The sequence below is a fragment of the Rubripirellula amarantea genome, from assembly GCF_007859865.1.
Lineage (GTDB): Bacteria > Planctomycetota > Planctomycetia > Pirellulales > Pirellulaceae > Rubripirellula > Rubripirellula amarantea.
In genome coordinates, this window is the sequence record NZ_SJPI01000002.1 from 1,526,014 (window position 1) to 1,551,192 (window position 25,179).

Genomic DNA, 25,179 nt, shown 5'->3' on the forward strand with positions numbered 1-25,179 from the left:
TATCGCACGATTGGTTCTTGCCAGCTTCGGTGCGTTAGACATCCATCGTCTTGTCGATCCACGTTTTCCATTCGCTTATTTCCTGAGCCGATAAGTTCGGTTCGGGAAGCGGCGACAACTTTGTGCTGGCGTGGACCGATGCAGTGTTGGACTTTGTGCTTGAAACCGGCATTGGGGCGCGGACGGTTAGTAACCCGTTGACATTCACTTCGAAGCCAATCGTGCGAGTTCGTTGGTCGCCCGCCCCTGACCCAACGTCGAGATCATAGCGTCCGAGCGTTTGCCAGTTGTCATCTTTGACGCCGGCGGATTCCACCAACGACACAGTCATCGATTCACGTTTAGAACTTGCGGTTAGACGTCGATTGGTGCGGGCGGGCAACAACGTGCCCTTGGGAATGATCGGCAAGATCCGGCGACGACCCTTCGCGTCCTCGACCAGGATCCCAATCGAATGGCTCGTCACCGTGCGCGGAGGCATCATGATGTCACTACGCCCGGGTAGTTCCGAGGCCAAGCAAGCCGCCGCCCCTCGTGCCACGTCCGCGCGATCGATCGACTGCATTTCGATGTCCTGAATCGCTTCAGGCAAGACTCGTTCGCGGACCTGCTTGATCCGCAGCAGCGCCCCTAGCGACGCACACAGGTCGATCTCACTGGGGTCTACCGAAGCTTCTTTACAACACGTTTCGATTGCCTGACCGACCGCTTCCATCAAGTCCAAGCAGGATGCCAACCAAACCGATCTGTCGACTGTGACCGATACCGGTTTGCCTTTCATCGTGATCGCGATGCTGGTCGACGTCATCAACAACATGGCGTTCATCGCCTTCTCGCATTCGATCTGCAATTGCGTCGCGGAATGAATACTCTTCTTCGGATTGACGCCTGTTTGTTCTTTGATCAGCTCCGCAGCGATATCAACGAGTCGCTGCAGCCAAGGAAGGCTCCCTTGCAACCAATGTCCTGCGGTTGAAAGCTGCTGCAGCCGCAATGCACTGCGTCGAATCAGCGCGACCTCCGTTGCCGATCCCGTCACCGAGATAAACAGGATCGTCTCGTTCTTGTCCTGAGACACAGTCAAACGTGGCTCTGAATCGTTCGATGGCGACTCTTGATCTGCGGTTGTCGATGGTTCGACCGTCGACTCAGAAATGGAAAGCGATTGGACCGCAGCAATGGATCGATCAACGATCCGAACCGAACTGAAGCCCGCCAATTCGGCCGCCTGCGAAATGCTGCGACGATGCAATTGGTCGTAACTCGACGGTACCGTAATCGCAGTCGCATGCGGTGCAGGACCTTTGTAGGACGAGTCCGACAGCATTCGCTTCATCAACATTGCCAACAAAACTTCCGGCGGACATTGCCGGCTCGCGACGCTTCGGTTGACCAGCTTATTGCCGATGTACATGTGAACGCAGTGCACCATCGCCTGGGGTGATCGTGCGCGTAGGTCCATTGCGTCGGCATCAAATACCAAACCCGGGTTACTAGCGATGGCCATCCGAAATAGCCGATGGCCGTCGCGTCCAGGCGCTAGCGAAGTGATCGTCCCATCGGGCGACGAAACCGCGATCGACGCGTACTGCATCCCAAAGTCGATTCCCAGCACGGTAGCAGTCGCGCCGGAGGTTGATCCGCCTGACACGGTCGACAAGTCAGGCCTGGATTGACGCTGCGCAAACTCGGCGAGCCAATTGGGCGTGTCCGATTCGCTGGCATAATTCCCCAGGTCGTCGATCACCTCGTCAAGCGAAGCGTATCGCTGGTCCGGCGACTTTGCCATCATCCGCGAAAAGATATTGGCAAAGTTCAAGTCGACGTCGTCGCGAGCTTGCATCAGATCAGGGATTTCGCCATGACGATGGCCGTAAACCTGATCCAAGTATTCACCCGTGAACGGTGGGTTGGCCGTCAACAAGAAATACAGCGTTGCGCCGAGCGAATAAATGTCACTTCGCGAATCGACGTTGTCAGGATCTTCAAGTTGTTCGGGTGACATGAACGGCAACGTACCAATCAAGCGGCCACGAGTTGCGGACTTTGATTCGGGATCGGACGGTTCTTGGGGATCGCTGTTAGAATTTAGCGCCACGTTTTGCATTTGAGCCAAACCTAGGTCCAACACTTTCACAGTGCCGTCTTTGGACCGCATCAGGTTCCCCGGTTTGACGTCACGGTGAACAATTCCACTGCGATGAGCATGCAGTAAACCGAGGGCGGCTTGCCGAATGGTTGCGGCAGCCTCACCAACGCTCATTGGCCCGCTTCCGCTGATGACCTGAGTTAGCGTCATTCCGTCGACGTACTCCATTGCCAAGAAGTGAACGACCCCGAACTCTTCGGATTCCACTTCCCCAGCGTCGAACGCAGCAACAATATTGGGATGCAACAATCGCGACGCCGCTCGCACTTCGGCATAGAAGCGAGCCACCGCGTCTTCGTTGTCCATTCGCTCGATGGGCAACATTTTGATGGCAACGATTCGCTGCATACGGACATGTTCGGCCAGGTAGACGTTGCCCATGCCGCCCGAGCCAATCAACCCTCGCAATTCGTAATCACCGATGCGTTTAGGAGTATCGCCAAAATCATTCTTAGTGGCCTTGAGATTCGCCGACAAATCAAAGCCGTCAAAATCGCAAAAGTCCGCTTCGGAACCTGATATCCCGGAAAAATCCCGGGTAGGTTCTTCGGAGATCGGCAGCGATTCTTCAGAAAAATCGGTCACGCGGTTGGATCACAAAGAGTGTTAAGAAAGTGACGGGCGAGATGCACGGGCGAGAAAAGGTGTTTACGTGCCGCTAGACAGAAAAGGTTCTGCCTGCTGAAATTCTAGCATAAACCTTTGAGTGTACCCCTCGCGAAAGCTATTTATGAAGACGCCCATTCGCATTGCCACGCGCCAGAGCCCACTTGCGCTGTGGCAGGCCGAATTTGTGGCCAGCCAGCTAAATCAGCAAGGTATCGAATCAATTCTCGTTCCGTTGGTTAGCGGTGGCGATGTGGACATGGCCCCCATCGATGGCACGCGACAGGTTGGGGTATTTACCAAGCGAATTCAGCAAGCCTTGGCTGATGACGAAGCGGATGTGGCTGTTCACTCGCTCAAGGACCTGCCCACGGAAATTAACGAGCATTTTCGCCTGGCCGCCGTACCAACCCGAGAGACCGTTGCAGATTGTCTTGTGTCCCCTTCGAGCATGTCGATCGCCGAACTGCCTGCCAGCGCTAAGGTGGGCACCGGCAGCCGCCGACGAGCCGCCCAGTTGTTATCGCTCCGCAGTGATCTGGATGTCCAACCCATTCGTGGGAATGTCCAAACGAGACTGTCGAAACTGGAGTCCCAAGAATTCGACGCGATCATGCTCGCTGACGCAGGAATCGTGCGTCTGGAAATGAACGATTTACCGCGATACCACTGCACGCTTGAAGAAATGCTTCCTGCGCCGGGTCAAGGCGCCTTGGGGATCGAGGTCCGCAGTGATGACGACGACGCGTATGAAGCGCTGCAGTTCCTAAACCATCGCGATACTCGGATTTCCGTTGTTGCTGAACGAGCATTGTTAGCGCGATTGCATGGGGGATGTCTTGCACCCATCGGAGCGTACGCCGTCATCGAAGATGGACGACTGAAGATGTCAGCCGTCGTGTTGTCGCAAGATGGCCTGACCCGACTAGATGAACAGGGTGAGATTGACGCAATTGATGAGTCATCCGCACTGGAATTGGCGGCTCAATTGAGTGAGCGATTGATCGAAAGAGGCGCAGCCGAATTAATTGTTCGCTAAGCCACCAAGAAAATCGCGATCAAAAATTGCGAACCTGGGCAATCTGAATATTCGGTCTTTTCGTGAATTATCCAGCGTGCTGCTACAATTTGGTGATCTGACCAGAAAGTTCTGTCGATGCACTTTGCTGACCGCCTAGGCGTGTCTAAACTTCAGGCGTTGGCTTTGAACAAAGCCTTCGCGCTTCGAGATAGTAGTTTTCGGCAGAGGGATCATTTTTAGGGTTCGCCTAGATCATTAAAAGGCTTGTGCAGAAGCACGCTGAGATCTACGCGTTTCTCCCAGCGGCTCCATTTTGCCGCCGAAATCTCGAAGCAAGTTTAAGGCCGAATGGCAATCACTCGCTGATTGTCATTCGGCTTTTTTTTCGCTGTTTTCGATAGACGCGGCAGCGGGCCAAGCATTGCGGGCAGCTTTGGCACATACGTGCGATCAGAACTAGCACAGCGGTGCGATCAATTCTGGCACACCTTGCACCTTCACGCCTTCACGATCTTGGTCTCTGATCTGACGGACTCGACTCAGCGAAAGGGCGGTTTACGACGGCACCGAACTTGCCAGGTGCAGCCCGGATTAAGCATGTGCCGTTTGTCGGCAGCGAATGCTACGCAGCATCATCAGCCCTACGTGAAGATCATCAGGCGGCCTGTGAGCGAATGCTGACGTTCACGCTCACTTGGCTCAGAACGCCGACACGTCGAATCGCGGGCAATAGCAACTGCACGAGCGTTTCCGAAGGTAACTCACCCGAGATAACCACTCGAGAGTCCTGGACATCGATCTGCAGCGAATCAGCGTGAGCTTGCAGCATGCGATCGTTACGAAAGGTTTGAGCGATTTTTTCGCGGGTACGGCGATCGCGAGTTGCAATTTCGTTCAGCGTCATGGCTGTTGCTCCCGAGTTTGGCAAAGTGGTTTGTCGCCTTACGCGCGGCAGGTAAGAGGCGTAAGAAAACAATTGCACGCTGAGAAGTAATAAGCGAGTAAAATTCTATCTCGCAAACGTCGTTCCAAAAAAACGAGCAACCCGGACTTGGCCTGATCGTTTTATTTGCCACCATCATGGTCAAGGTCCAGCGACTGCAACGCTTGCAACGATTCCCCTGATTAACACACTCGTGGGTTACCACAATCGTGGGTTGCTTTGCTCTCGGGTTGCCGTGCTGGCGGGATGCTACAAACGGTTGATCAGAATTCGCAAGTTCAAATTCCAGCGATTCTGGCCGGACGGTTTATTCGCCATACACTACCGCTGACGCATCTCGTCCGTTGACCTATCACGTCTAACTGGACTCACGCGTTACACCTTCCTCATCCCATATTCTTTCTATCATGCCTGCTATCCCTAAAGACTTTCGCAGTTCGTTCCAACGACTTGGCGACCCCATTTTCTCACTCATCGAAGCCGCTCCGATGCCAAGTTTGGGAGAAGGTCCTGATGTACCCGCGATCGCCCAGCAAGTTCGCGCGATCCAATCGAACGAGCTATCGGCACCAGAGCAAACCGCTGAACTGGTCCGCAGTGCGATGTGGTTGTTGGCGGGCGACCTCGATCGCAGTCACGACATCAGCCAGTCCATCGAGACAGCCGACGGAAGCCTGTTGCATGGGATCATGCACCGACGTGAAGGGGATTTCAGCAACGCGAAATATTGGTTTCGGCGTGTCGGCGATCACGAAGTTCTGCAGTCGTTGTCGCAGAACGAAGGCGGCTACGACGACCCGTTCGAATTTGTTAACGATTGCCAATCTGCACTTCGCAAAAACGACGAACAGCTCATTTCACGGTGTGAACAAGTGCAATGGACGGAATGGACATTCGTAATGCATCACCTGTTGACCCAATAAAGTGATTCAGCCGTCAGAAAGGGAGATTCCGGTGACTAGCAAATAAACTTTTAGCTGTTTTTGGTCCAAGTTCACCACAGGTACTTCCGATATCAAAGTGCAGACAGGTGACGCTCAAGGCCTATGCGTGGGGCAAAAGCCGACAGCAAAACTGTCATTCGAACGGCCCAGGTTTTTCCAATAGCAACGCTGTGGGGCATTGTTGTTGGGGCACAAGAACCTGGGCCGTTTTCGTTGTATCCATAACCGGTGCAACCGCGGTTGGCGAGAGACCAAACCGCGGACTTCTTTCACACTCTGTGATGTTCCCAGGCAACGATCGTGTTGCCAAAAGACCACATTGATTTAGCGATAAAGCAACCTGATGAACGGGCCATGCTGCTGAACCCCGTGATTTGCTGAGGTTTGCGGCCTCACGGATGCAATCCACGGTTTGTGGCACAGCAACTGCTTTTCAAACATACCGCACGGGTTTCGATGATTGCGGTCAACGCGATGATCGGTTGTCCGCGCCCTAGTTTGTCGTTGCCCTATGCACTGTACTCTCGTTGCCGATCTCGCTGCACTCGTGTCCCAACACGGGCCTGCCATTCTTTGTGGACGCGACACGATTCCGTCTCATGCGATCGCGCAATACTGGTCGGCATCGAGCAATCGCTTTGAACTTTGGCACCAGACCTTGGCACGCTATCGTCGCGCTCAGCAATCCGGCGAAACGATCCGCTTGAAAGCTTGGTGGACGGAGCATGTCACGGTGCTCGAAGAAGTCTTGGTGACTGAGATGCTTACCCGCGTTGTAGCTGCGTTAGCAGCCGGCTTGGACAAAAAGTACGGCATCGAAGAACTGTCACCGGTCACGCATGCGGTGCATTTGAACCACTTGGAAGCTCGCAATCGGGTTCAACAAATCATGCTCTTTGGACGCGGCAACTCGGTCCAGGACGCAGTGCGACTCAATCGACTTCGCCAAGGTGTCGAACGTTGGACGGACACATTGATCGGGTGCTTGGCGAGTCAGCATCCTGAACTCGCCCGCTACGGCATGAATCAAGATCGAACCAGGCAACATGCTGAAGAGTATCGTTCTTCGGGCATCGGAATCGCCCAGCGAACTACGCACTGGCTGATGAACTCAGCAATGAACGATATGTTGCGTCGTCGCACGTCCAAGACTACGGCTCTTCCGCAAGCCAACCGCAACGTTGCCGCATCGGTGGTGATGATGCTGCGGCCTGACTTGTTCGACAGCGTCGGGGCGCTGAAGTCGTTATGGTTGCATCGACTGCAGTCCAGCACTCACCAAGCCGATCGAGTGCTAGAGGAACTCAAGCAACCTGACATTGAAAAAGCAGTCACGGCCGACGGCATGGATTCGACCAGCGGAAACTTTCTTGATCGTTGGTACTGTTGATCTCTTGTACTTGCGTTCGTCGGTATCTCGATCGTTGATGTTTCTAATCGCTGTTCACTAACCAACGGTGTTTACCATTAGTCGTCGTCGACGATCACTACAAGTCCAAGACCTTCTTCACAGCTTTACGCGACAAAGATACGCGTCAGCGGTAATGTAAAGCGTTTTGAAATCGTGACTGAAACCGCAGTTGCTTGTTCGCTCGCCCGTGATGATACGGCCAAGCAATTGACCGTCCATGTTTAGCACATAGATACCACCCGGTCCGCTGCCAAAGATGATTCCCGATGGATGAATCGCCAATCCATCCGGCAACCCCGGAAACTCCTTCATTGCCTCAGTCGCATTGAACAGCTCGGTTCCTGGCCCCAATGTTTTGTCGTCTTGGATTGGAAACTTCATCCATATTGGTTTGTCAGGATCGCTTTGCGCAACGATCAAGTGCTTCTCGTCGGGTGATAAGCCAACGCCATTGGGGCGTGTGAGTTCTTTGGTGAGCAAATGGAGTTTGCCTTGCGTGTCCCAACGAAACACTCCGCAGAAATCCAGCTCTCGTCTTGGATCCGAGGCACGTTCGGGAAGTCCGTACGGTGGGTCGGTGAAGTAGATATCACCTGACTTCGCAAAAACAAGATCGTTGGGACTGTTAAGCCGACTTCCTTGATAAGCATCGACGATCGTTCGTTTACCGCCTCCCACCGTAAGAACGGACAACCGACGATCGCCGTGCTCGCAAGCGGTCAATCGGCCTTTGGGGTCGATCGCTAGCCCGTTGCTGCCCGGTTCAAGCCCGTAGTAAGAAACGCCGGTGTAACCACTAGGGTTCATGAACAATTCAACGCCTCGTGACTCGGACCAGCGAAAGATGCTGTTGCGAGGAATGTCAGAGAACAGCAGGTAGCCGCCCTGGTCATCGTTCACCCACACGGGCCCTTCGGTCCACGTGAACCCAGCGGCAAGGACTTCGATCTCTGCACCAGCGGGAACCAGTTCGTCGAATTTGGGATCGAGTCGTTCGATCCGCCCTAATACGTCCGGCGTTTGTGAAAACAGCGACGAAGCGAAACAGGACAAAACCAGAAAAGTCGTGACGCGAAACACGAAGCAGCCTCAGGCAAATGCAGGAAGTAAACACGGAAAACTAGGACAGGACCACCACAGCGTAGACGCACGTATCCCGGCCCATTGTAACAACCGCAGCGAAAGCAAGGGCGAGTCGCAGCGGCAGCGCACCGCAAGGATCAGGGCAGCGCTGTCCACAGAGCATCATAGTCAGCACATCCTTAGAAGTGCGTGCAAGAAAGTGCGTCCTTAGTCGGAAGAACTGGGGAGCGGACGCTCGTGGCGGGTGCTGGCTAGTGTCGCGCGATCTGGCAATGCGATCTGGCAATGCGATCTGGCAATGCGTCTGGCACTGCGATCTGGCAATGCGATCTGGCACTGGAGTGTGGCGTTGAGACAGGGACTGTGTTGATCGAATCCATTCTTCTCGATAATGTCAGTGGAAACCGAGATCACCTCGTCCTGCACGAACTATCACCCGAGCCATCACCATTGAATCCAGCGCCCTCTTTGGCCGTTCCTGTTTATTTGACCGGGTACCGAGCCAGCGGCAAAACGTCCGTCGCCAAGCGACTGGGTGAACAACTTGGCGTGCCCGTGATCGATTTGGATGCCGAGATCGTTTCTTCAGCGAAGGCTTCCATTGCCGAAATTTTTTCCCAGTCCGGCGAGGCTGGCTTCCGCGATCTCGAGACCGAGCAGTTGCGACGCTTTGCCGAACGGGTTTCCGGCCGAGAACCTCGGGCGATAATTGTTTCGCTAGGCGGGGGAGCAATCTTGCGAGAGGTCAATCGAGCGGTGATCGCGAAATCGGGCCCCTGTGTTTGGCTGGACGCGGACACTGCCACCATCATTGGCCGACTGCGGAAAGATTCCGCCAGTTCGCATCAGCGTCCTGGCCTGACTGACCTACCGCTCGAACAAGAAGTCGAAAACTTGTTGGCAACCCGTCGCCCACTCTATCAACAGGTTTCACAACTGAGGATTGATACCTCGGACCTGAGCATCGAAGAGATCTGCCGCCAGATCGTCGATTGGCTTGGTCAGAATCACTGCGATTAAGTGATCGCGAAATCGGTCTGTTGCCAAGATAGCGAACCACGGTAACCTATGAGGCCCGTGGTAGGGTGCCCAGATTGGTTGGGCATCGCATTGGTACGGCTACCTTTGACTTTCACCCTGTAGAGAAAAAACGGGGTGTTGATAACGACGTTTAATGGAAGGACGACGCAGTGTTTGTATCAGCATCAACTGAGTGCTGGCCTGATTTGGAACTCACGGAGGCCATCGAGGTCCTGTCGGACCTGGAATTCACGGCTGTTGAAATTGCGATTCATGAATCTGGTAAAGTCAAACCTAGCGAATTGCTGGCTGACTTAGATCGTGCCGTGCAGTTACTTCGCTACACCCACCGACTAGATATCTCGGGCTACAGTGTCGAATTGGAGTCTACCGGCGATCAAATGTACGATGACTTCGCCAGCATCTGTCATTTGGCCAAGACCACCAAGGTCGTCAACATCACGGTCCCATCGGCCGAACATGGCACCCCATTCAACGAAGAGGTCGAGCGACTTCAAAAGCTGGTCGAGATCGGCGAGAAGGAAGGCGTGCGAGTGAGTGTTCGCAGCCAACTTGGCCGCATGAGCGAAGACGTTGATACGTTAATGGTGCTCTGCAACAACGTTGACGGTCTCGGTGTCACGATGGATCCAAGCGTTTACATCACCAGTTCGACCAACAGCAAGAACTTGGACAACATCCTAAAGTTTGTCTGCAACGTTCACCTGCGTGACACTCGGCCGGATGCGTTTCAGGTCAGCGTCGGTCAAGGCGAAGTTGACTACGGCAAAATTGTCACGCAATTATCGCGTGAGAAATACGACCGAGCGATGACGGTTCACATGGTTCCGATGGAAGGCCTAGACCACCGGGTCGAGCTTCGAAAACTGCGACGCTTGCTCGAAACACTGATGTAAGTCGAACCGTCGAGACTTTCTCGCCAGAACCTAATCGTTTCAGATCGCAATCCTTTCAGAACGCAATCTCTGCTGACCGATCGTGGATGACCTTGCCTTCAACGAATCTCTGCCCAACCACTTACCCGAGTGGTTGGGTGACGATGGCAGATCGGCGAACCAACCGAGCTCGCCTGCCTGGCCTCGGCGTTCGTTGCGTTTCAAACCCACATCGCGTGTCGCACGCAGTCGGTTAGCGCCCCAACTCGCCTATGGACGTCATCGCGGACCAGCGCCGCATCACGTCCGCGAAGCAGCCGTCTTAGTCGCGATCTACCGTGATTCCAAATTGGGGTGGACGATCCCACTGACCATGCGTCCGCCAACGCTGTCTCATCATGGGGGACAAATATCGTTGCCGGGTGGACGGATTGAAAAAGGCGAGAGTGTTCTTCAAGCCGCCAAGCGAGAATACGAAGAGGAATTGGGGTTACCGCCCGAGATGATTTCGATCTGTGGGAATCTGACGCCTCAATATGTGTACGCCAGCAACCACCGCGTGTCATCGATTGTTGCCGTCATCCAACCGCCGCCTCACCCATGGCAGCCCGATCCGGCGGAAGTCGCAGACGTGGTTTTGCTACCCTTGGCTCATTTGCTAAGACGTCACCCGTTGTCTCGAAAACTGGTTTCGCGGCGGATACAGCCGGTATTGAGCAATCTAGAAGATACCGGGGCACCACGCGAATTTACGTTTTTCGCGCCTGCCTATTTGATTTCTCAACGAAGCGGTGAAAATGCTGCTGAATCTCCCAGTGGTGTAAACCACGAAATATGGGGAGCCACGGCAATCATCTTGGACGAACTGGCCCGCCGAATCAGGCTAGGTTTGGAACGGATGTTGCATTAAAGCTTTGAATTGTTCCGGGCTGCCAAAATTGGAAAGCTTGTTTACAATTCTCATTGCGGTGCGTGGTCACCCGTCCCCAGCAGTGTCTCCATTGCCCATAACACAACCATTTTGAAGGAAACGAACATGGCCTCCGACGCCGTTAAAGAATTCACTGACGACAACTTTGACTCGGAAGTTCTGCAGTCCGACGCGCCTGTGCTCGTCGATTTCTGGGCTCCCTGGTGCGGTCCCTGCCGTCAAATCGCTCCGATGATCGACGAACTTGCCTCGGAAAATCCGGGCGTCAAGATTGGCAAGATCAACATCGACGACAATCCTGGCATTGCTCAAAAGTTTGGCATCAGCAGCATTCCTACGCTGCTTGTCTTCAAGGGTGGCGAAGTATCTGAAAGCTTCGTGGGAGTTCGTCCGAAGTCGGCGCTTCAAGAAGCGCTTGACTCGTCGATTGCTTAATCGCTTCTTCGTTCACGAGTCGCTTGGCAATCGCCATTCACTCTTCGCTAGCCACTAGTCAAACGATCAAAATTTTCAACGCTGACCTGAATACCCAGGTCGGCGTTTTTTATTGACTTGTCGGAAACAACTAAGATCTCATTCGGTCCGTCTCGGTGCGTCTAGCCAGGGACGTTTGTCTATTGCCGAATTTCGATGTTGAAGTCGTCGAAGTAGATCGTTTCGTCTTTTGAGGCAGCCCAGGCCGATGTGCTGCCACCAAAGAACGTGGTGAAGTAGAACATGTCGATCTTGAGGTCGTCCGTGTATCGAAACTCAATCCCTCGTTCGGCCAACATTCGTTTTCCGTCTAACCACCCCAGGATGATGCCGTTGGCACGACCGACGTCGTTGAGCTTGACCAAACTGGTAATTCGGTACCACTTTCCCGCCACGATCTCGATGTCCTCGTCATCCTGGTCTCTCCAATACAACTTGTCCTCTTGCTTGCCGTCAAGTTTGGATCCTGAAGTGGGATGCTTCACGTATTGCATCAACTTAGCGCTATGTTGAACCGGATCCCCAGGCGTTCCGCTTAGATCTGTTCGCCACATCATTCGCGCCGCCCAACCGTTGTACCCATCGGCGGGTTTCGAACCCGAAGGTGCAGTACCGCCAGCGAGGCCGGGTAATTTTCCGCCGCGAACAAAATCAAAACCCTCACCGAACTTAACTCGATAGCGAAGGCGAACCATCGTTGCCGGTTGATCCCAACGCATTTGCCACTGAGCGCCACCTTGTTTAGGGCCTACACTGCCGGCCGGAAAATCAATCGACAGTGCTTTGCCACGACCGCGAAATGCTTCCTCGGGTCCGACAATGTTCACCCACCCTTCGCGAATGCCATCTTCCCAAATCGGTTCGTTCCAATCGGCGTCTAAATCGTCACGCGTGTAGCTTTGTTCTTCGTCGTACTTGCTAAAGTTCAAGTCGAAGATCTCCTGAGCACTGGCGGAACTCGACATGCAAAGAAGCATCGCTGCCAAGCAAGTGCAGCGAATTGCATTGCGAGCGATCGACGGAAGCTGATCACGAATCGAGCGTGGATTGGGATAGCTCGAAGCAGGGGCCAGGTTGGCAACCAGGTGATGCCGTGGAGTGATCTGTTGCATGGGGAGGCTCTGGGTCTTGTAACGACGTGGACGCGATCAGACAGCAAGGCAACCGATCCGTCCTGGCAAGACCTCACCAATCATCCAATGTTTCAGTTCTGGACCCTCATAAGTTACGAACATGGGAAAGATAGGCAACCTGTTGCTTTCCAATTGCCTGTCTTTTTCCTGCGTTTTGATGATGAAGCGGGCTAAGCTTCGGTGCGCCATCATTTCTACCTCTCAGGCACTAAGGCAGTGGAAAAGGCTTTCATGTAGAATCTAATGACCCGTATTTCGTCACTAAGAATGTGTCTCTATCGACGTTGAATATCATGCTCATCAGGCTGCGAAATATCGCCCGCCCCAAGATTTCGCTTAGCTTTTTGGCTGTCAGTTGCATCGCTTTCACTGCCAACGTGTCAAATTCCGGTGCGACCGGGGCTGGCGAGATTGACTTTGCCCGCGACATTCGCCCCATCTTGGCGGATGCCTGCTACCACTGCCATGGACCCGACGAAGCGAAGCGGGAAGCGGAGCTGCGACTGGATTCCTTCGACGCGGCGACGGCAGACCTGGGTGGTCATGCTGCAATCGTTCCTCGCGATTCCCACGCCAGCGAGATGCTTGCTCGCATGAGGTCCGATGACGAGGACCTTCGAATGCCTCCGCCGGAATCTGGTAAGTCCCTTTCCCCAAATGATGTAGAAACAATCAGCAAATGGATCGACGAGGGCGCTGTCTATTCCGAACACTGGGCCTTCTCGCCGCCAACTCAACCTGAACTGCCCAAAGTGAGCGAAGGCGCTGAACCATCGCCGACAAAACTCACCGAGATCGATCACTTCATACGAGCTCGACTTGAACATCAAGGACTCGAGCCCAGCCCGATGGCAAATCGCCGGACTTTGATTCGCCGCTTATCACTGGACTTGATTGGACTGCCCCCGACGCCCGAGCAAGTTGACACATTCTTAAAAGACGATTCTGACAACGCCTATGAAAGACTCATCGACCGCTTGCTCGCGTCGAAGCACTATGGCGAGCGTTGGGGACGACTTTGGCTCGACGCGGCTCGCTATGCCGATAGCGATGGATTCGAGAAAGACAAACCTCGATTTGTCCATTTCTATCGCGACTGGGTAGTCAACGCTCTTAACGACGATATGCCTTACGATCAGTTTGTGATCGAACAAATAGCGGGCGATTTGCTTGATGATCCGACTCAGGATCAACTCGTTGCCACGGGGTTTCTGCGCAACTCGATGATCAACGAAGAAGGCGGCGCAGATCCTGAACAATTCCGCATGGAAGCTCTGTATGATCGAATGGACGCTATCGGGAAATCGGTTTTGGGTTTGACGATTCAATGCGCCCAATGTCACACCCACAAGTACGACCCGATCTCTCACACTGAATATTATTCGATGCTTTCGTTCTTGAATGATTGCGACGAAGCCTGCATTACGGTTTACACCCCGGAAGAGAACGAGCAACGCCAACGCGTGCACGAAGAACTCGTTGCGATTCGCAAAGAGCTACGTCAAGAACACTTGGAAGTAGTCGACGCGTTCCAAGCTTGGCTCGACGAACAAGAACTTGCATCGGAAACAATTTCCGAAAGGCAAACTTGGACCCCGCTTGAGTTCGACTTTCTGGAAAACACCATTGGCGGCCAGAAGTTCTTTCGCAAACCCGACGGGAGCTATCGTGGCGAAGGGTACGCTCCGACGTTGGCCAATCCGCAAGGCGACGCGATCGTTCACCTACCAACGGTTTCGGCGATGCGTCTTGAATTGCTTAACGATGACAATCTTCCCCATTCCGGTCCCGGTCGCAGCGTTGACGGCACCTGGGCGTTGACGGACATCAATGTTTTCTATTCTCACAACGAAGGTAAGGACTGGAAGAAAGCGAAATTGATCGCGGCCGACGCGACGATCCATCCTCCTCGACAACGGCTTGACCCACGTTACTTTGCGAAACAGCCGAATCCCAAACGAGTTACCGGTGGTGTCGGATACGCCATTGATGGGGACGACAACACGGCCTGGACAGGATCATTGGGGCCTGGGCGTCGCAATGACCCACAAACGGGTTGGTTCAAGTTCTCGCAACCGATCGCTTCACAAAACGGCAAACCGATTTTGCTACGCGTGGAACTGAGGCAACGGCACGGCGGGTGGAACAGCGATGACAACCAAAACTTCAATATCGGATGTTTTCGCGTCAGTGTGACCGAGGGTGACTACGCCGTCGATTCGCTGCCGCCAAAACTACGGTCTGCGGTTGAACAAGATCGGTTGTCGACCGACCAACGTGATGCATTGTTCGATCATTTTGTGGCGCAACCAACCTCACTTCGTTCTTGGCAGAAGCGGATGGAAGACGCCTGGGAAATCTACCCCAGCGGAACCTCGCAACTTGTGCTCAAAGCTCGCGACGAAGCGCGGCAAACGCATCGACTCGAGCGAGGTGATTTCTTGAGCCCTCGTGAATCAGTGGATCCGGCAGTACCTCAGTTCCTGCACGCCATTAATGATCGAGACGCCGACGGCAAACTCGATCGTCTTGACTTCGCCCACTGGATGGTTGACAAGAAAAGTCCCACGACCGCGCGATCGATCGTCAATCGAATCTGGCAGGCGTATTTCGCGAACGGCATCACTCTCACTTCGGACGACTTGGGACTTCAGGGCGAACCTCCTACGCACCCAGACTTGTTGGATTGGCTGGCGGTTGACCTGATGGCGAGTGGTTGGAAGTTGAAGTCGCTGCATCGACGCATTGTGATGTCAGCGACCTATCGCCAATCATCTGACTTCAACGAAGATCTACTTCAACGCGATCCACAGAACCGCTATTTAGCACGATCCCCTCGTATTCGAGTACCGGCCGAAACAGTTCGAGACATCGCGTTATCGGCCAGCGGTCTGCTTAATCCTCAGATCGGTGGTCTCCCGGTTTATCCGCCTGCACCCGACTTTTTGTTCGAGCCGCCGGCCAGCTACGGACCTAAGACTTGGAACGACGAGTTGGACGAACAAAAGTATCGACGAGCTTTTTACACGTTCCGATTCCGCTCCGTGCCTTATCCGGCATTTCAAGCGTTCGACGCTCCCACGGGAGAAGTATCATGCGTTCGACGAAGCCAATCCAACACGCCGCTACAGGCCCTCGTGACGCTCAACGAACCGCTTTACCTTGAATGTGCTCAACACTTGGCGATCGAGGTTTTGTCGGCAGACATGCAAAGCGATGTCGAACGATTCGAGTTGCTTTATCAGCGATGCCTTTCACGCTATCCGGATGATCGCGAGATTGAGGTGATGCAGCGAATGCTTGATCAACAGCAAGAACGAATGAAGGAAGATCAAGATCTTGCCAAGTCGTTGGTGGGCGACCCGACGATCGCCTCCGATTCCGATTCGATCGCTCAACAGGCGGCCTGGACGGCGATCTGCCGTGTGGTACTCAATCTTGACGAAGCAATCACCAAAGAATAATCCAACTGCGTTTTGCATTTCACCTTTCGAGGTTAACTGAACTTTGCCAATGAACAATTCATCCGATCCTGTTGCACGTCGCTGGTTCTTGAGTCAATGCGGACTGGGCGTCGGCGCAGCCGCTCTTTCGTCACTCCTTAGTGAGGAGGCGTCTGGCAATTCAAACGTCAGCGATCCTATGGCAGTGCGTCCGCCGCATTTTCCTGCCAAGGTAAAGAACGTGATTTGCCTTTTCATGGCGGGCGCACCCAGCCACTTGGACTTGTTCGACTATAAACCCAAGCTTGCGGAGTTTGATGGGACGCTACCACCCCCGGAATTGCTCGAAGGTTATCGTGCCGCCTTCATTGACCCCAGCAGCAAGTTGTTGGGCCCCAAATTCAAGTTCGCTAAACATGGCCAGTGCGGCGCCGAGATAAGTGAACTGTTGCCTCATACAGCGAGCATTGCCGACGAGCTTACGATTATCAAGTCGATGAAGACTGACGCGTTTAACCATGCGCCGGCTCAATTGATGATGAACACCGGCAGCCAATTGTTCGGCAAGCCAAGCATGGGCGCATGGTCGTTGTACGGACTAGGAAACGAGTCGAAAGACTTGCCCGGTTTTGTCGTTTTCAGCAGTGGCAAGAAAGGCCCAAGCGGAGGCAGTTCGTGCTGGGGAAGCGGTTTCTTGCCCTCGGTCTACCAGGGCGTTCAGTTTCGCAGCGGAAGCGAGCCGGTGCTTTATCTTTCGGACCCGCCGGGTGTGGATCGTAAACTGCAGCGGGATTCGCTTGATGCGATCAACGAACTTAATCGAATTCACTTAGCCAAAACGCTCGATCCGGAAATCGCAACCAGGATCAATTCATTTGAAATGGCTTATCGGATGCAAGCGACGGCTCCTGAAGTGATGGACCTCAATAACGAGACTGCTGAAACTTTGCGATCTTATGGTGCTGAACCCGGCAAGTCATCGTTCGCGAACGATTGCTTGCTGGCCCGACGTCTGGTGGAACGCGGTGTTCGATTCGTGCAACTTTATCACGAAGCCTGGGACCAACACGGTGCCTTGGTTAGTGGGTTAAAGACGAACTGCCAAGACACTGATCAGGCCTGTGCGGCTTTGGTAAAGGACTTGGGCGATCGTGGGCTGCTGGACGAGACGCTCGTAATCTGGGGCGGTGAATTTGGTCGGACTCCGATGACTCAAGGCGAAGGAGGCGACGGACGAGATCACCACCCCAACGCGTTTACCATGTGGATGGCTGGGGGAGGACTCAAGAAGGGAATGACTTACGGTGAGACCGACGAACTTGGATTCAATGTCGTCGACGGGGGCGTTCACGTACGCGACTTGCACGCCACAATCTTGCACTTGTTGGGCCTCGACCACATGAAGCTTTCCTATCGTGTGCAAGGTCTCGACCAACGTCTCACCGGCGTCGAAGAAGCGCACGTGGTGAAAGAAATCCTCGCGTAACGGTTGATAGGCTTTCGCCTTCGCTACCGCGCTGATTGGATCAAGCATGCGTGTTCAGTTCGATTCCCATCGGACGGCCAACAACCTAGCCAAGCTCAAGAAACCGATTCCGCAGATCATCAGCACAATCATTTGCGGTGCGAGCGACCCGATGGGTAGGTCTCGCCAAAAGACTTTGTCGTACCCATCCAAAGCCCAAGCGTTAAATGTCCATTGGCCAAAGCCGCGAAGTCGCTCGCTCATCACGTAGCGTGGCACCATGGAACCGCCAAGCGCGCTCATGGTCAAGATCAAGATCACCGATAACCCGTTGAGTTGGCCTCGGGATTTACAAAGCGTAGCCAATAGCAGTCCAAACGCTGATGCCGCAGCGGAAGTTACGATTGTCATTGCAATGAAACCATCAAGGTGGCCCCACAAATCGACTCCGAACACGAACTGAGCCCACATGAACATGGCAAAGACTTGCACGGTGCCCAAAGAGGTCATGTAGAACCATTTCCCAAGCAACAGATGATCCATCGTCAACTGAGTGGATAGCAACCGGTCAAGGGTTTCGTTTTCTCGTTCTTCTAAAAACGCGCCACCACCACCCGATGCTCCAAACAGCAAGAACATCACTGCGATTCCAGCAGCGTACATGCTGACAACCGGATTCGCTTTGCCTTCCCCAATGACGTCCACAACGCGAACGGGATCTTCAGCTCGCGGCGATTTCAACGACTGTGGGTCGTCGGCAGGTGATGAATAGGGACCAGCACTGATCTCTGATTCCCACTGGGTGCTCGACGGGTTACTCGACGGGTTACTTAACGGGGAACTCGACTCGTGCGTGGCCTGTTTGATGGCCCCTGGCGGGTCCGCAATAATGACGCCGGACTGGTCCGCAATGATGGCACCGGACTGGTCCGCAATAATGGAGCTGGGCGGGTCCGGAATATGCGATGCAGGAACCGTCTGAGAAACCTCGACGGGCGACTTGAACACGTCAAATTCTGCGGCTTCGGCTTCCGCCCTTGCCATCATGATGGCGCGAGCCACCAAGGCGGTCGCTACTTGCGAAGCGACTTGATCCGAGGAATCGGACAGCAGGTCGGCACTGATGTTCTTCGCCGAATCGGAATCCAGCGCCGCAACCGCGTGACGATCACCGTTGTGTAAAACGATCGCCATGGTCAAGCTGCCTTCCTGGACCATCGCCTGAGCCCGTTGGCGATCGAGCGGCACATCGCCTGAATCATCCGACATCCGCATGAATCGTAGTCCCGCGCTCTGCTGCAATGTAGCCATCACGGATGCGCTGATTTCGGTCTGGACTTCGTCAATCGCGACGACCTTAATTTTCGGAGTCGTGCTGCCGCCGATACCATTGCCAAAGATGAGCGCGAAGATGCTGAAGAAGGCGATCGGTACGACGAACGTCAGCATCAACTCGATGCGGTTGTGCATCAAGCGTCGTAGACTTACTTGGAATACTGTCCAAACCATCTCAGATCCGTCATTGATTATTAGTCGCGAAGTTCGTGACCGGTCAGGTGCAGGAACACGTGGTGCAGCGATGGCGATTGAACTTCAATATCCGAGACGTCATATCCTTGTTGGCGGACCGCTTCCAAAAGAATGGGAAGCCCCGTGGAAACTTTATCAATCCGCGTGGATAACCGGTCGTTACCGACTTGCCCTATGTCAGCGTGGGGAGCCGACAACAATTGGGGCAGCGGACGATCCAACCGAAGTCTGACCATTCGCGAGGACCCAACGGATCGCTCGATTAATTGGTTGATCGTGCCATCGGCCACAACGCGTCCTTGGTCCACAATGATGATCCGGTCGCTTCGCTTTTCAGCCTCGTCGAGATGGTGAGTGGTCAACAAGATCGAAGTGCCTTGCTCATTCAATTGATCCAGCATCGAAAAAATCTTTTCTCGGCTTTGCGGATCGACTCCAACGGTCGGTTCATCGAGAAGCAGGATTTGGGGTGAGTGTAGAACTCCGCACGCCAAATTCACTCGGCGCTTCATGCCGCCCGAGAACGATTGGACCATCGAGTCCGCTCGATCATCGAGCCCGGTCCACGCTAGCGCCCACTCAACGCGATCCTTTAATGCCTTGCGGCGCAGACCGTGAAACTTCCCAAACGCGACTAGGTTTTCTCGCGTGGTTAGATCGCCGTACAACGCGATCTCTTGCGGAACGATCCCTATCGCGCTGCGTGCGTGCGGCGAGTCGATCGGCGAACCCGCCAAACGGATTTCTCCCGACGAAGGCTTGGTGCGTCCTGAAACGCATCGGATGGTCGTTGTCTTACCGGCTCCGTTGGGCCCCAACAAGGCAACCCGTTCGCCCGGCGCGATTGAAAACGACAGTCCCGCTAGCGCGTGCCGCGACCCGAACGACTTTTTGAGGTCGCAGACTTCCAATAGAGGAGAATCGAGAGGGACGGTTGGGATCAACGCTGGTCTCGGTAAGGGGTTCGGCAAGGGGTTGTGACACAAACCATTTCAATCGTTATGTTAGGGCTTAGGTAGCCTCAACCGAGAGCCCATTTTTCGTCTCCCTAGGTGTCGCGTGGTAAATCAAACGGACCTCGAAACGCAGCCGGACTATTCGGATACCCATCGCGAACTTTGGCGTCAAAATCACCTTTCGATTTTGCTCGCGTTTGCGTTTGCCGTGTTTTTGATCGGCTCGGGCATTCTACTTTATCGGCAAAACCGATTCGTTCCTCCCCGTTTTCCGGACAGCGAATCGATTACGTCTGCCAGTGGCAACAACACGAGCGACGATATCCAATTGCCAAAGGATTCGCTGCTGATTGGCGTCGCCGGAGCTGCGAACGACCAGGGCGAAATGAAGTTGGCGATCTATGATTCGCCAGAAAGTTTCAACGACATCGACGCATCGAAGGCTAAATTGTCAGCCACGATCGTTAACGGTGAAACTGTTTTCCTGTTGCCTATCGAAGCACTGCCCGAGCGATTTGCAGTTGCCGTGTTTCACGACGAAAACTTGGATGGCGAACTCAACAGGAACCGCTTTGGTATCCCAAGTGAGCGGTACGGGTACAGCCGCGACGCCCGCGGATTGACGGGCCCGCCCAAGTTCTCAGACGCTGTCATCAATCGCCCAAAACCAGGCGAAATTTTAGCTATCTCGATTCGTTAGCTTTTGGCCGGCGGCACAGCACGGGGTTGTTCCGCCGCAATGGCGTTATCAGCCGATCGACGATTAGCCTTCCCGGCCGCTGCAGTATCGTCCGATGAACGACGACCGGCACCAAGGTAATCGCTCCAACGGCGACCTCCCCTGGCTTCGGTGGGTCCAGGCGCGATCATGAACACAGTACCCAGGCCAAAGATCAATCCGGCCATCGTGCTTCCTAGAGCGATGATCGATCCGCCGGGCCCATTGGGGTGATCACTGACTTGCGGAGGCCCAAGAGGCGAGATCAAGTTAGTCGACAGAGCCGCGGAACGAGTCGCACTGGCCTCGGCCAACGATCGTTCAGCCTCAGCCAACATTTCGGTTCGATGCTTCACATCGGCATCCAGCTTGGAATAGTCGGTACGAATCACCGCTAAGTGGCCAAGACGGTTATTCAGCATCTTGGCTCGCTCAGCCAGCGTTGCTACTCGATTTCGTTGCAGTGCCAAGCGAGGTTCGTTCGCAGCAATGGCCGCTTTGGTTTCTTGTTGCATACGGTCGCGAATTTCCAACTCCGTCTGCATCGCGGCGCGTAATTTTGGATTCGATTCGGTGTAGATGCCAGCCATTTGGCTCGCTGCCAATTGAGCGTCAATCAAACCGTCTTTCAAGCGTGAAAGCGATGGCTGGCTGTCAAGTAATTCACTTCCGCTGATCAACAATCGTTGCGGATCGTCCGCACCGGCAACCAATAGCGAATGAAGCGATTCCAGCTTCTGCATTTCCAGTTCAGCGGCTTGCAATTCCCGAGTGGTTTCTTCCAGGGTTCTGCGATTAGTACCATCGCCGGAAATCGTATCGTTCAAGTTACGAAGATCACCCAGGTCAGTTCCGAACTCGATCTCGATCTCTCGAAGTTTGGCGGCAACATGGTTTAGGTTTCTGGCGGCTAAGTCGCGAGCATGGCTTAACTCTCCAATGACGCTGTCGGCGCGAACACGACGCACTTTGCGAAGTTGGTCGGTCAAGCTGATGTACATCGCATTGCAGAACGCATCGGCGCGTTCTTGACTCTTGGCCTTCACCGACAGATAGACGACTTCAGTGTTGCCAAATTCAGACCCCTTAGGAGCAACCAAATTCACGAACTTGGTGGCGATTGTGTCGATGTCATCAGTGGTTGGCCACGTTGGGTCCGTCCCACCGCCGGGCGGTCCGATTCGACGCAGTGCTTCCGCGACGACTTCCGGATTTCGGGTCATTTCCAAGATTGTCTCTTGCGCCGCTTTCAGATCCGTCTGGCTTGCGAATCGGCCCAAACGATCTAGCGAACTGGTCGCTTCATCGCGAACCACAAGCGGTTGCCGAGCTGTGTAATAATCGCTGCTGAACAACGCGTACACCAATCCCACGCAACCGAACAAGATTGCGGCACCACCCCAAAGCGGTGCGAATAGGACAAGGATGTTTCGAACGTGTTTCCAAGGAATCGGATTGGAGCTCATGACCGGCTTCGTCGGTGATTAGGGAGGGACCAGATTCAAAAACCTAGGTCGCATTGCATGAACTCGCCCACAAAATGTCATTGCAGCAACAGTTTAAGGTCCGCTTGTGACGAACGATCGGGTTAAACCATTTTTTCAACGCCGCCAGCATGTCACTTATTCCGTTCAAGCGCGCCCTAGTCCACGAATGTCCTGGAATTCCAAACCACGCGTTGAACTAAGGCAAGACCTCAACCGTGATCGGAGTTGTGGTGATTCCGCCGTTGACATTGGCCGTCAAGAAGAACGATCGCTTGCCGACCGGCGAAGTCGGATCGGCCGTGATAAAGAATTCTCGTTCGGTTTCACCGGCAAGCAAAAGCAAACCGTTCAGGCCAATATTGTCAACGATCACGCCAAACGCTGTGTTACGCCCGGCTCCTTCTTTTCCGAAACTGACTTCGTTGTTGAAGTCTTCCTGGCGATCCAAAACCAGCCGTGCCGACACCGTTTCGCCGCGTCGCACTTGCAGTGTCCAATCCGTAGAGTCGCTCACCTGAATCAACTCTTTCTCGACAGGCTCGATTCGAGGAACTGCCTGCGGTCGACCACCAAGTTTAAATTTGCCGATACTTCCTACGTGTCGCTCGACCACTCGTCCATTGATTCGTGCACTCGCAACAAGCGTAGGTTCGACTTCGCCTTCCCATCCTTCAATCGCCTCAGGAACCCAAACGGTTCCATGGGCATACCGCTGACTTTCTTCAATGGTGAGCGGAAAGTTTGTGACTAGCCCTTCCGGCAATCCTTGAACATGAAATTCAACCGGGCCTTCGAAGTCGTCCAATCGCTTGACCCGCACCGTCAATTCTCGACCCGCTCCGCGAAGAAGTTCAGCCGTTATTGGTTCCACGCTCGGTTCAAACATCGGTTCCGCCGCACGAACTTGCACGCGATATCCGTACCCTTGGCCGCCTTCACCCCGAGTATCAGAAATCTGAATCTGGAAGAGTCCATCAACAGGAGCGGTGAAGATAATTCGGCTCGCGTTCCCCGCCTCGCGTCTTGGATCGTCGTCATTCTCGTAGTAGATATCGAACACTGGCAATCCATTTGCGACCGGCAGTTCGCCTTCGGCTAACTGGCGAACAACGTAAGCTGGTTCACCCAATGCGTGCGTCGTGTGCGATGTTCCAAAGTAAGTCCAACGAGATGCCTCATTTGGATAGACGTTAAACCCAGAATCGGGACCCCGAGGGTGCAACCACATCCGCGTGACCTCACCGGACGCATACAAATAGTCGTTCAGGTGAATTTCTTCGTAATTGAACAAACGAAAATCGTTGACTTGAACACTATCTTTGCCCCGAAACGTGAAGTAGGTATCCCGGATCGCTTGCAGACGCGTTCGCAGAACTGGCGCGCCTTGCTGGTCATGAATGGAAACGATCGGATCGATGCGACTATCGGTTAACGCATCAGCGTCAATCGCCCATACTTCTCCGCGATTCGCATGCCACGAATAGACATCCACTTCGCCAGCTTCCGAAACGGTCCCGCTGATTTCAGCACCGCGCGGGATTGTGATGGGCGATTGATCGACACTTGCACGCTCGCTCTCATTGACTTTCGCAAGTGGCCCCAAGTCCAGATAGACCTTTGATAGTTCCGATCCTTCGCTTAATGCGTCGGATCGCACATCGGGAACTTCCCGGGTTACGGTTTGACCGGTCATCAAGGACACCAGCAAAGATTTTCCGCTGGGTAAAATGCAAAGGTCGCTGCCGGGCGAAGGAAGCGATTCGATGGCTGGCCCAAGAACCCATTCGTTTGTCGAAATTGTTTTCAAATTCCCGGCCTCGCTGAGCACAACAACGGTAGAGCCGTCGGGTGTGATGACAAAGTTGACAATCGGCGATTCATCGACGAAGCGAGTCGCCACAAGTGGGTTCGTTCGCGGTTCGGTACGGCTGACCAACTTCCAAACACGCAATCGATTATCGCGACTTCCCGCGATGATGTACTTTCCATCACGAGTGACTTCTACTGCGAAAACTTCGCCCTCGGGTTGGCCCAGCGTATCAAGTCGCTCGCCTGATTCGACATTCCAAACCTTTAAAGTTTCATCGGCGCAAGCGCTGACGATTACCTCTCCGTCAGGCGAAAACGCCAAATCGTAGATTGCACCGTTGTGGCCAGTGAACTTGCGAATGGGTTCACCTGTCGTAGCATCCCACAGAATGATTTCGTGGTCGTAACCTGCCGTTGCGACCCTTTTTTCGTCTGGAGCAAAGACCGCAGCATAGATCGTATCGCGATGTCCGACCATTTCGCGAACGAGCTCGCCATCACTCACCGAGTAGATACTAGCTAGACCGTAGGCGCCGGTAAGTCCCGAGGCAATCAACACCTTCGATCCATCGCGATTGAAGCGTAGCGAATTGACTTTGCCGAGTTCACCTTTGAGCGTCGTGACCACATGGTCCTTCGCGTCCACGATCTCGACCCGATCAAACCGAGCGATTGCGCGAAGCATTCCGTCAGGGGCGATCGCGATGGCAGTCACTGGCAGAACGACTTGCTCGTCCACAGCAATCTTCGGAATACGCAATTCTCGTTTGATCGGCATGTCGCCGTCTGGCCCAACGGCGCCCTGTTCAATCCAAGCTTCAAGGATTGCCAATTCATCCTCGGTCAGTCCAGGTTGATCGTCGGGAGGCATGATTGGTTCCATCTTGCCCGCAGCCATCAAGAACATGCGACTACTTTTGGGGACACCTGCGGTGATCGCAACACCGTTTTCGCCTCCTTGTATTATCGCTGCGTGCGTTTCCATCACAAACTCGCCTGACGCGTCTTCACTTGTGTGGCAACCAATGCAGTACGTTTCCAGAATCGGAAACACATCACGCACAAAATCCACCGGCTCACCAGCCAGTGCGGGCAACGTAAGAGTAACCCAGAAGATCAAAGTAAAAAGTGAGCGCATTTGATGGCGAATTCTTTTTCGA

At 54.0% G+C, this 25,179-nt stretch carries 18 protein-coding genes; 10 read left to right on the top strand and 8 right to left on the bottom strand.

What is annotated here, in order from left to right:
* Nucleotides 1-34 precede the first annotated feature (34 nt).
* On the bottom strand, nt 35-2,734 hold the full coding sequence (locus Pla22_RS19155; protein WP_146516340.1) for a protein kinase domain-containing protein: 2,700 nt from the start codon (nt 2,732-2,734) through the stop codon (nt 35-37).
* Between the two features lie 145 nt (nt 2,735-2,879).
* Between Pla22_RS19155 and hemC the strand changes: the two genes are divergently transcribed.
* Nucleotides 2,880-3,794, top strand: coding sequence for a hydroxymethylbilane synthase (hemC, locus tag Pla22_RS19160; protein ID WP_146516341.1), 915 nt, complete (start codon nt 2,880-2,882; stop codon nt 3,792-3,794).
* A gap of 637 nt (nt 3,795-4,431) precedes the next feature.
* Here the strand turns inward: hemC and Pla22_RS19165 are convergent.
* A complete protein-coding gene (locus Pla22_RS19165; protein ID WP_146516342.1) occupies nt 4,432-4,680 on the bottom strand; it encodes a hypothetical protein in 249 nt (82 codons plus the stop codon).
* Between the two features lie 446 nt (nt 4,681-5,126).
* On the opposite strand from Pla22_RS19165, the gene Pla22_RS19170 reads away from it, so the two are divergent.
* Nucleotides 5,127-5,642 (top strand): hypothetical protein, encoded by a 516-nt coding sequence (locus Pla22_RS19170; protein WP_146516343.1) that lies wholly within the window; start codon nt 5,127-5,129, stop codon nt 5,640-5,642.
* 532 nt (nt 5,643-6,174) lie between these two features.
* Entirely contained in the window at nt 6,175-7,053 is an 879-nt protein-coding gene (locus Pla22_RS19175) for a hypothetical protein (protein WP_146516344.1), read from the top strand.
* A 117-nt stretch (nt 7,054-7,170) separates the two neighbouring features.
* On the opposite strand, the gene Pla22_RS19180 is transcribed toward Pla22_RS19175, so the two are convergent.
* Complete coding sequence (locus tag Pla22_RS19180) at nt 7,171-8,154, bottom strand: SMP-30/gluconolactonase/LRE family protein (protein ID WP_146516345.1); 984 nt, start codon at nt 8,152-8,154, stop codon at nt 7,171-7,173.
* Between the two features lie 288 nt (nt 8,155-8,442).
* On the opposite strand from Pla22_RS19180, the gene Pla22_RS19185 reads away from it, so the two are divergent.
* From Pla22_RS19185 to trxA, 4 genes are all read left to right on the top strand, one after another.
* Complete coding sequence (locus Pla22_RS19185) at nt 8,443-9,177, top strand: shikimate kinase (protein WP_242632159.1); 735 nt, start codon at nt 8,443-8,445, stop codon at nt 9,175-9,177.
* A 170-nt stretch (nt 9,178-9,347) separates the two neighbouring features.
* Nucleotides 9,348-10,094: a sugar phosphate isomerase/epimerase family protein gene (locus tag Pla22_RS19190; protein WP_146516346.1), complete on the top strand. Its 747-nt coding sequence runs from the start codon at nt 9,348-9,350 to the stop codon at nt 10,092-10,094.
* A gap of 82 nt (nt 10,095-10,176) precedes the next feature.
* Nucleotides 10,177-10,983 carry an NUDIX hydrolase gene (locus Pla22_RS19195; RefSeq protein ID WP_242632160.1) on the top strand — a complete coding sequence of 269 codons (807 nt, stop codon included), beginning with the start codon at nt 10,177-10,179 and terminating at the stop codon, nt 10,981-10,983.
* A gap of 126 nt (nt 10,984-11,109) precedes the next feature.
* On the top strand, nt 11,110-11,439 hold the full coding sequence (gene trxA, locus Pla22_RS19200) for a thioredoxin (RefSeq protein ID WP_146516347.1): 330 nt from the start codon (nt 11,110-11,112) through the stop codon (nt 11,437-11,439).
* Nucleotides 11,440-11,618: 179 nt separating this feature from the next.
* Here the strand turns inward: trxA and Pla22_RS19205 are convergent, their stop codons facing one another.
* On the bottom strand, nt 11,619-12,590 hold the full coding sequence (locus Pla22_RS19205; RefSeq protein ID WP_146516348.1) for a polysaccharide lyase: 972 nt from the start codon (nt 12,588-12,590) through the stop codon (nt 11,619-11,621).
* A 314-nt stretch (nt 12,591-12,904) separates the two neighbouring features.
* Between Pla22_RS19205 and Pla22_RS19210 the strand changes: the two genes are divergently transcribed.
* A complete protein-coding gene (locus tag Pla22_RS19210) occupies nt 12,905-16,075 on the top strand; it encodes a PSD1 and planctomycete cytochrome C domain-containing protein (RefSeq protein WP_146516349.1) in 3,171 nt (1,056 codons plus the stop codon).
* 49 nt (nt 16,076-16,124) lie between these two features.
* Complete coding sequence (locus tag Pla22_RS19215) at nt 16,125-17,540, top strand: DUF1501 domain-containing protein (protein ID WP_146516350.1); 1,416 nt, start codon at nt 16,125-16,127, stop codon at nt 17,538-17,540.
* A gap of 54 nt (nt 17,541-17,594) precedes the next feature.
* Here the strand turns inward: Pla22_RS19215 and Pla22_RS19220 are convergent, their stop codons facing one another.
* Together Pla22_RS19220 and Pla22_RS19225 are read right to left on the bottom strand one after the other, a co-directional pair.
* Complete coding sequence (locus Pla22_RS19220) at nt 17,595-19,028, bottom strand: ABC transporter permease (RefSeq protein WP_146516351.1); 1,434 nt, start codon at nt 19,026-19,028, stop codon at nt 17,595-17,597.
* Nucleotides 19,029-19,048: 20 nt separating this feature from the next.
* Nucleotides 19,049-19,993, bottom strand: a complete 945-nt coding sequence (locus tag Pla22_RS19225; RefSeq protein WP_242632161.1) for an ABC transporter ATP-binding protein — start codon at nt 19,991-19,993, stop codon at nt 19,049-19,051.
* A gap of 115 nt (nt 19,994-20,108) precedes the next feature.
* Here Pla22_RS19225 and Pla22_RS25550 point away from each other — a divergent pair, with 115 nt between their 5' ends.
* Nucleotides 20,109-20,705, top strand: a complete 597-nt coding sequence (locus Pla22_RS25550; protein ID WP_207310415.1) for a DUF2141 domain-containing protein — start codon at nt 20,109-20,111, stop codon at nt 20,703-20,705.
* Here the strand turns inward: Pla22_RS25550 and Pla22_RS19235 are convergent.
* Together Pla22_RS19235 and Pla22_RS19240 are read right to left on the bottom strand one after the other, a co-directional pair.
* Nucleotides 20,702-22,189: a GumC domain-containing protein gene (locus Pla22_RS19235; RefSeq protein ID WP_146516353.1), complete on the bottom strand. Its 1,488-nt coding sequence runs from the start codon at nt 22,187-22,189 to the stop codon at nt 20,702-20,704. The two genes, Pla22_RS25550 and Pla22_RS19235, sit on opposite strands and share 4 nt — an antisense overlap.
* A gap of 217 nt (nt 22,190-22,406) precedes the next feature.
* Nucleotides 22,407-25,157 carry a c-type cytochrome domain-containing protein gene (locus Pla22_RS19240; protein WP_146516354.1) on the bottom strand — a complete coding sequence of 917 codons (2,751 nt, stop codon included), beginning with the start codon at nt 25,155-25,157 and terminating at the stop codon, nt 22,407-22,409.
* Between the last annotated feature and the right edge of the window lie 22 nt (nt 25,158-25,179).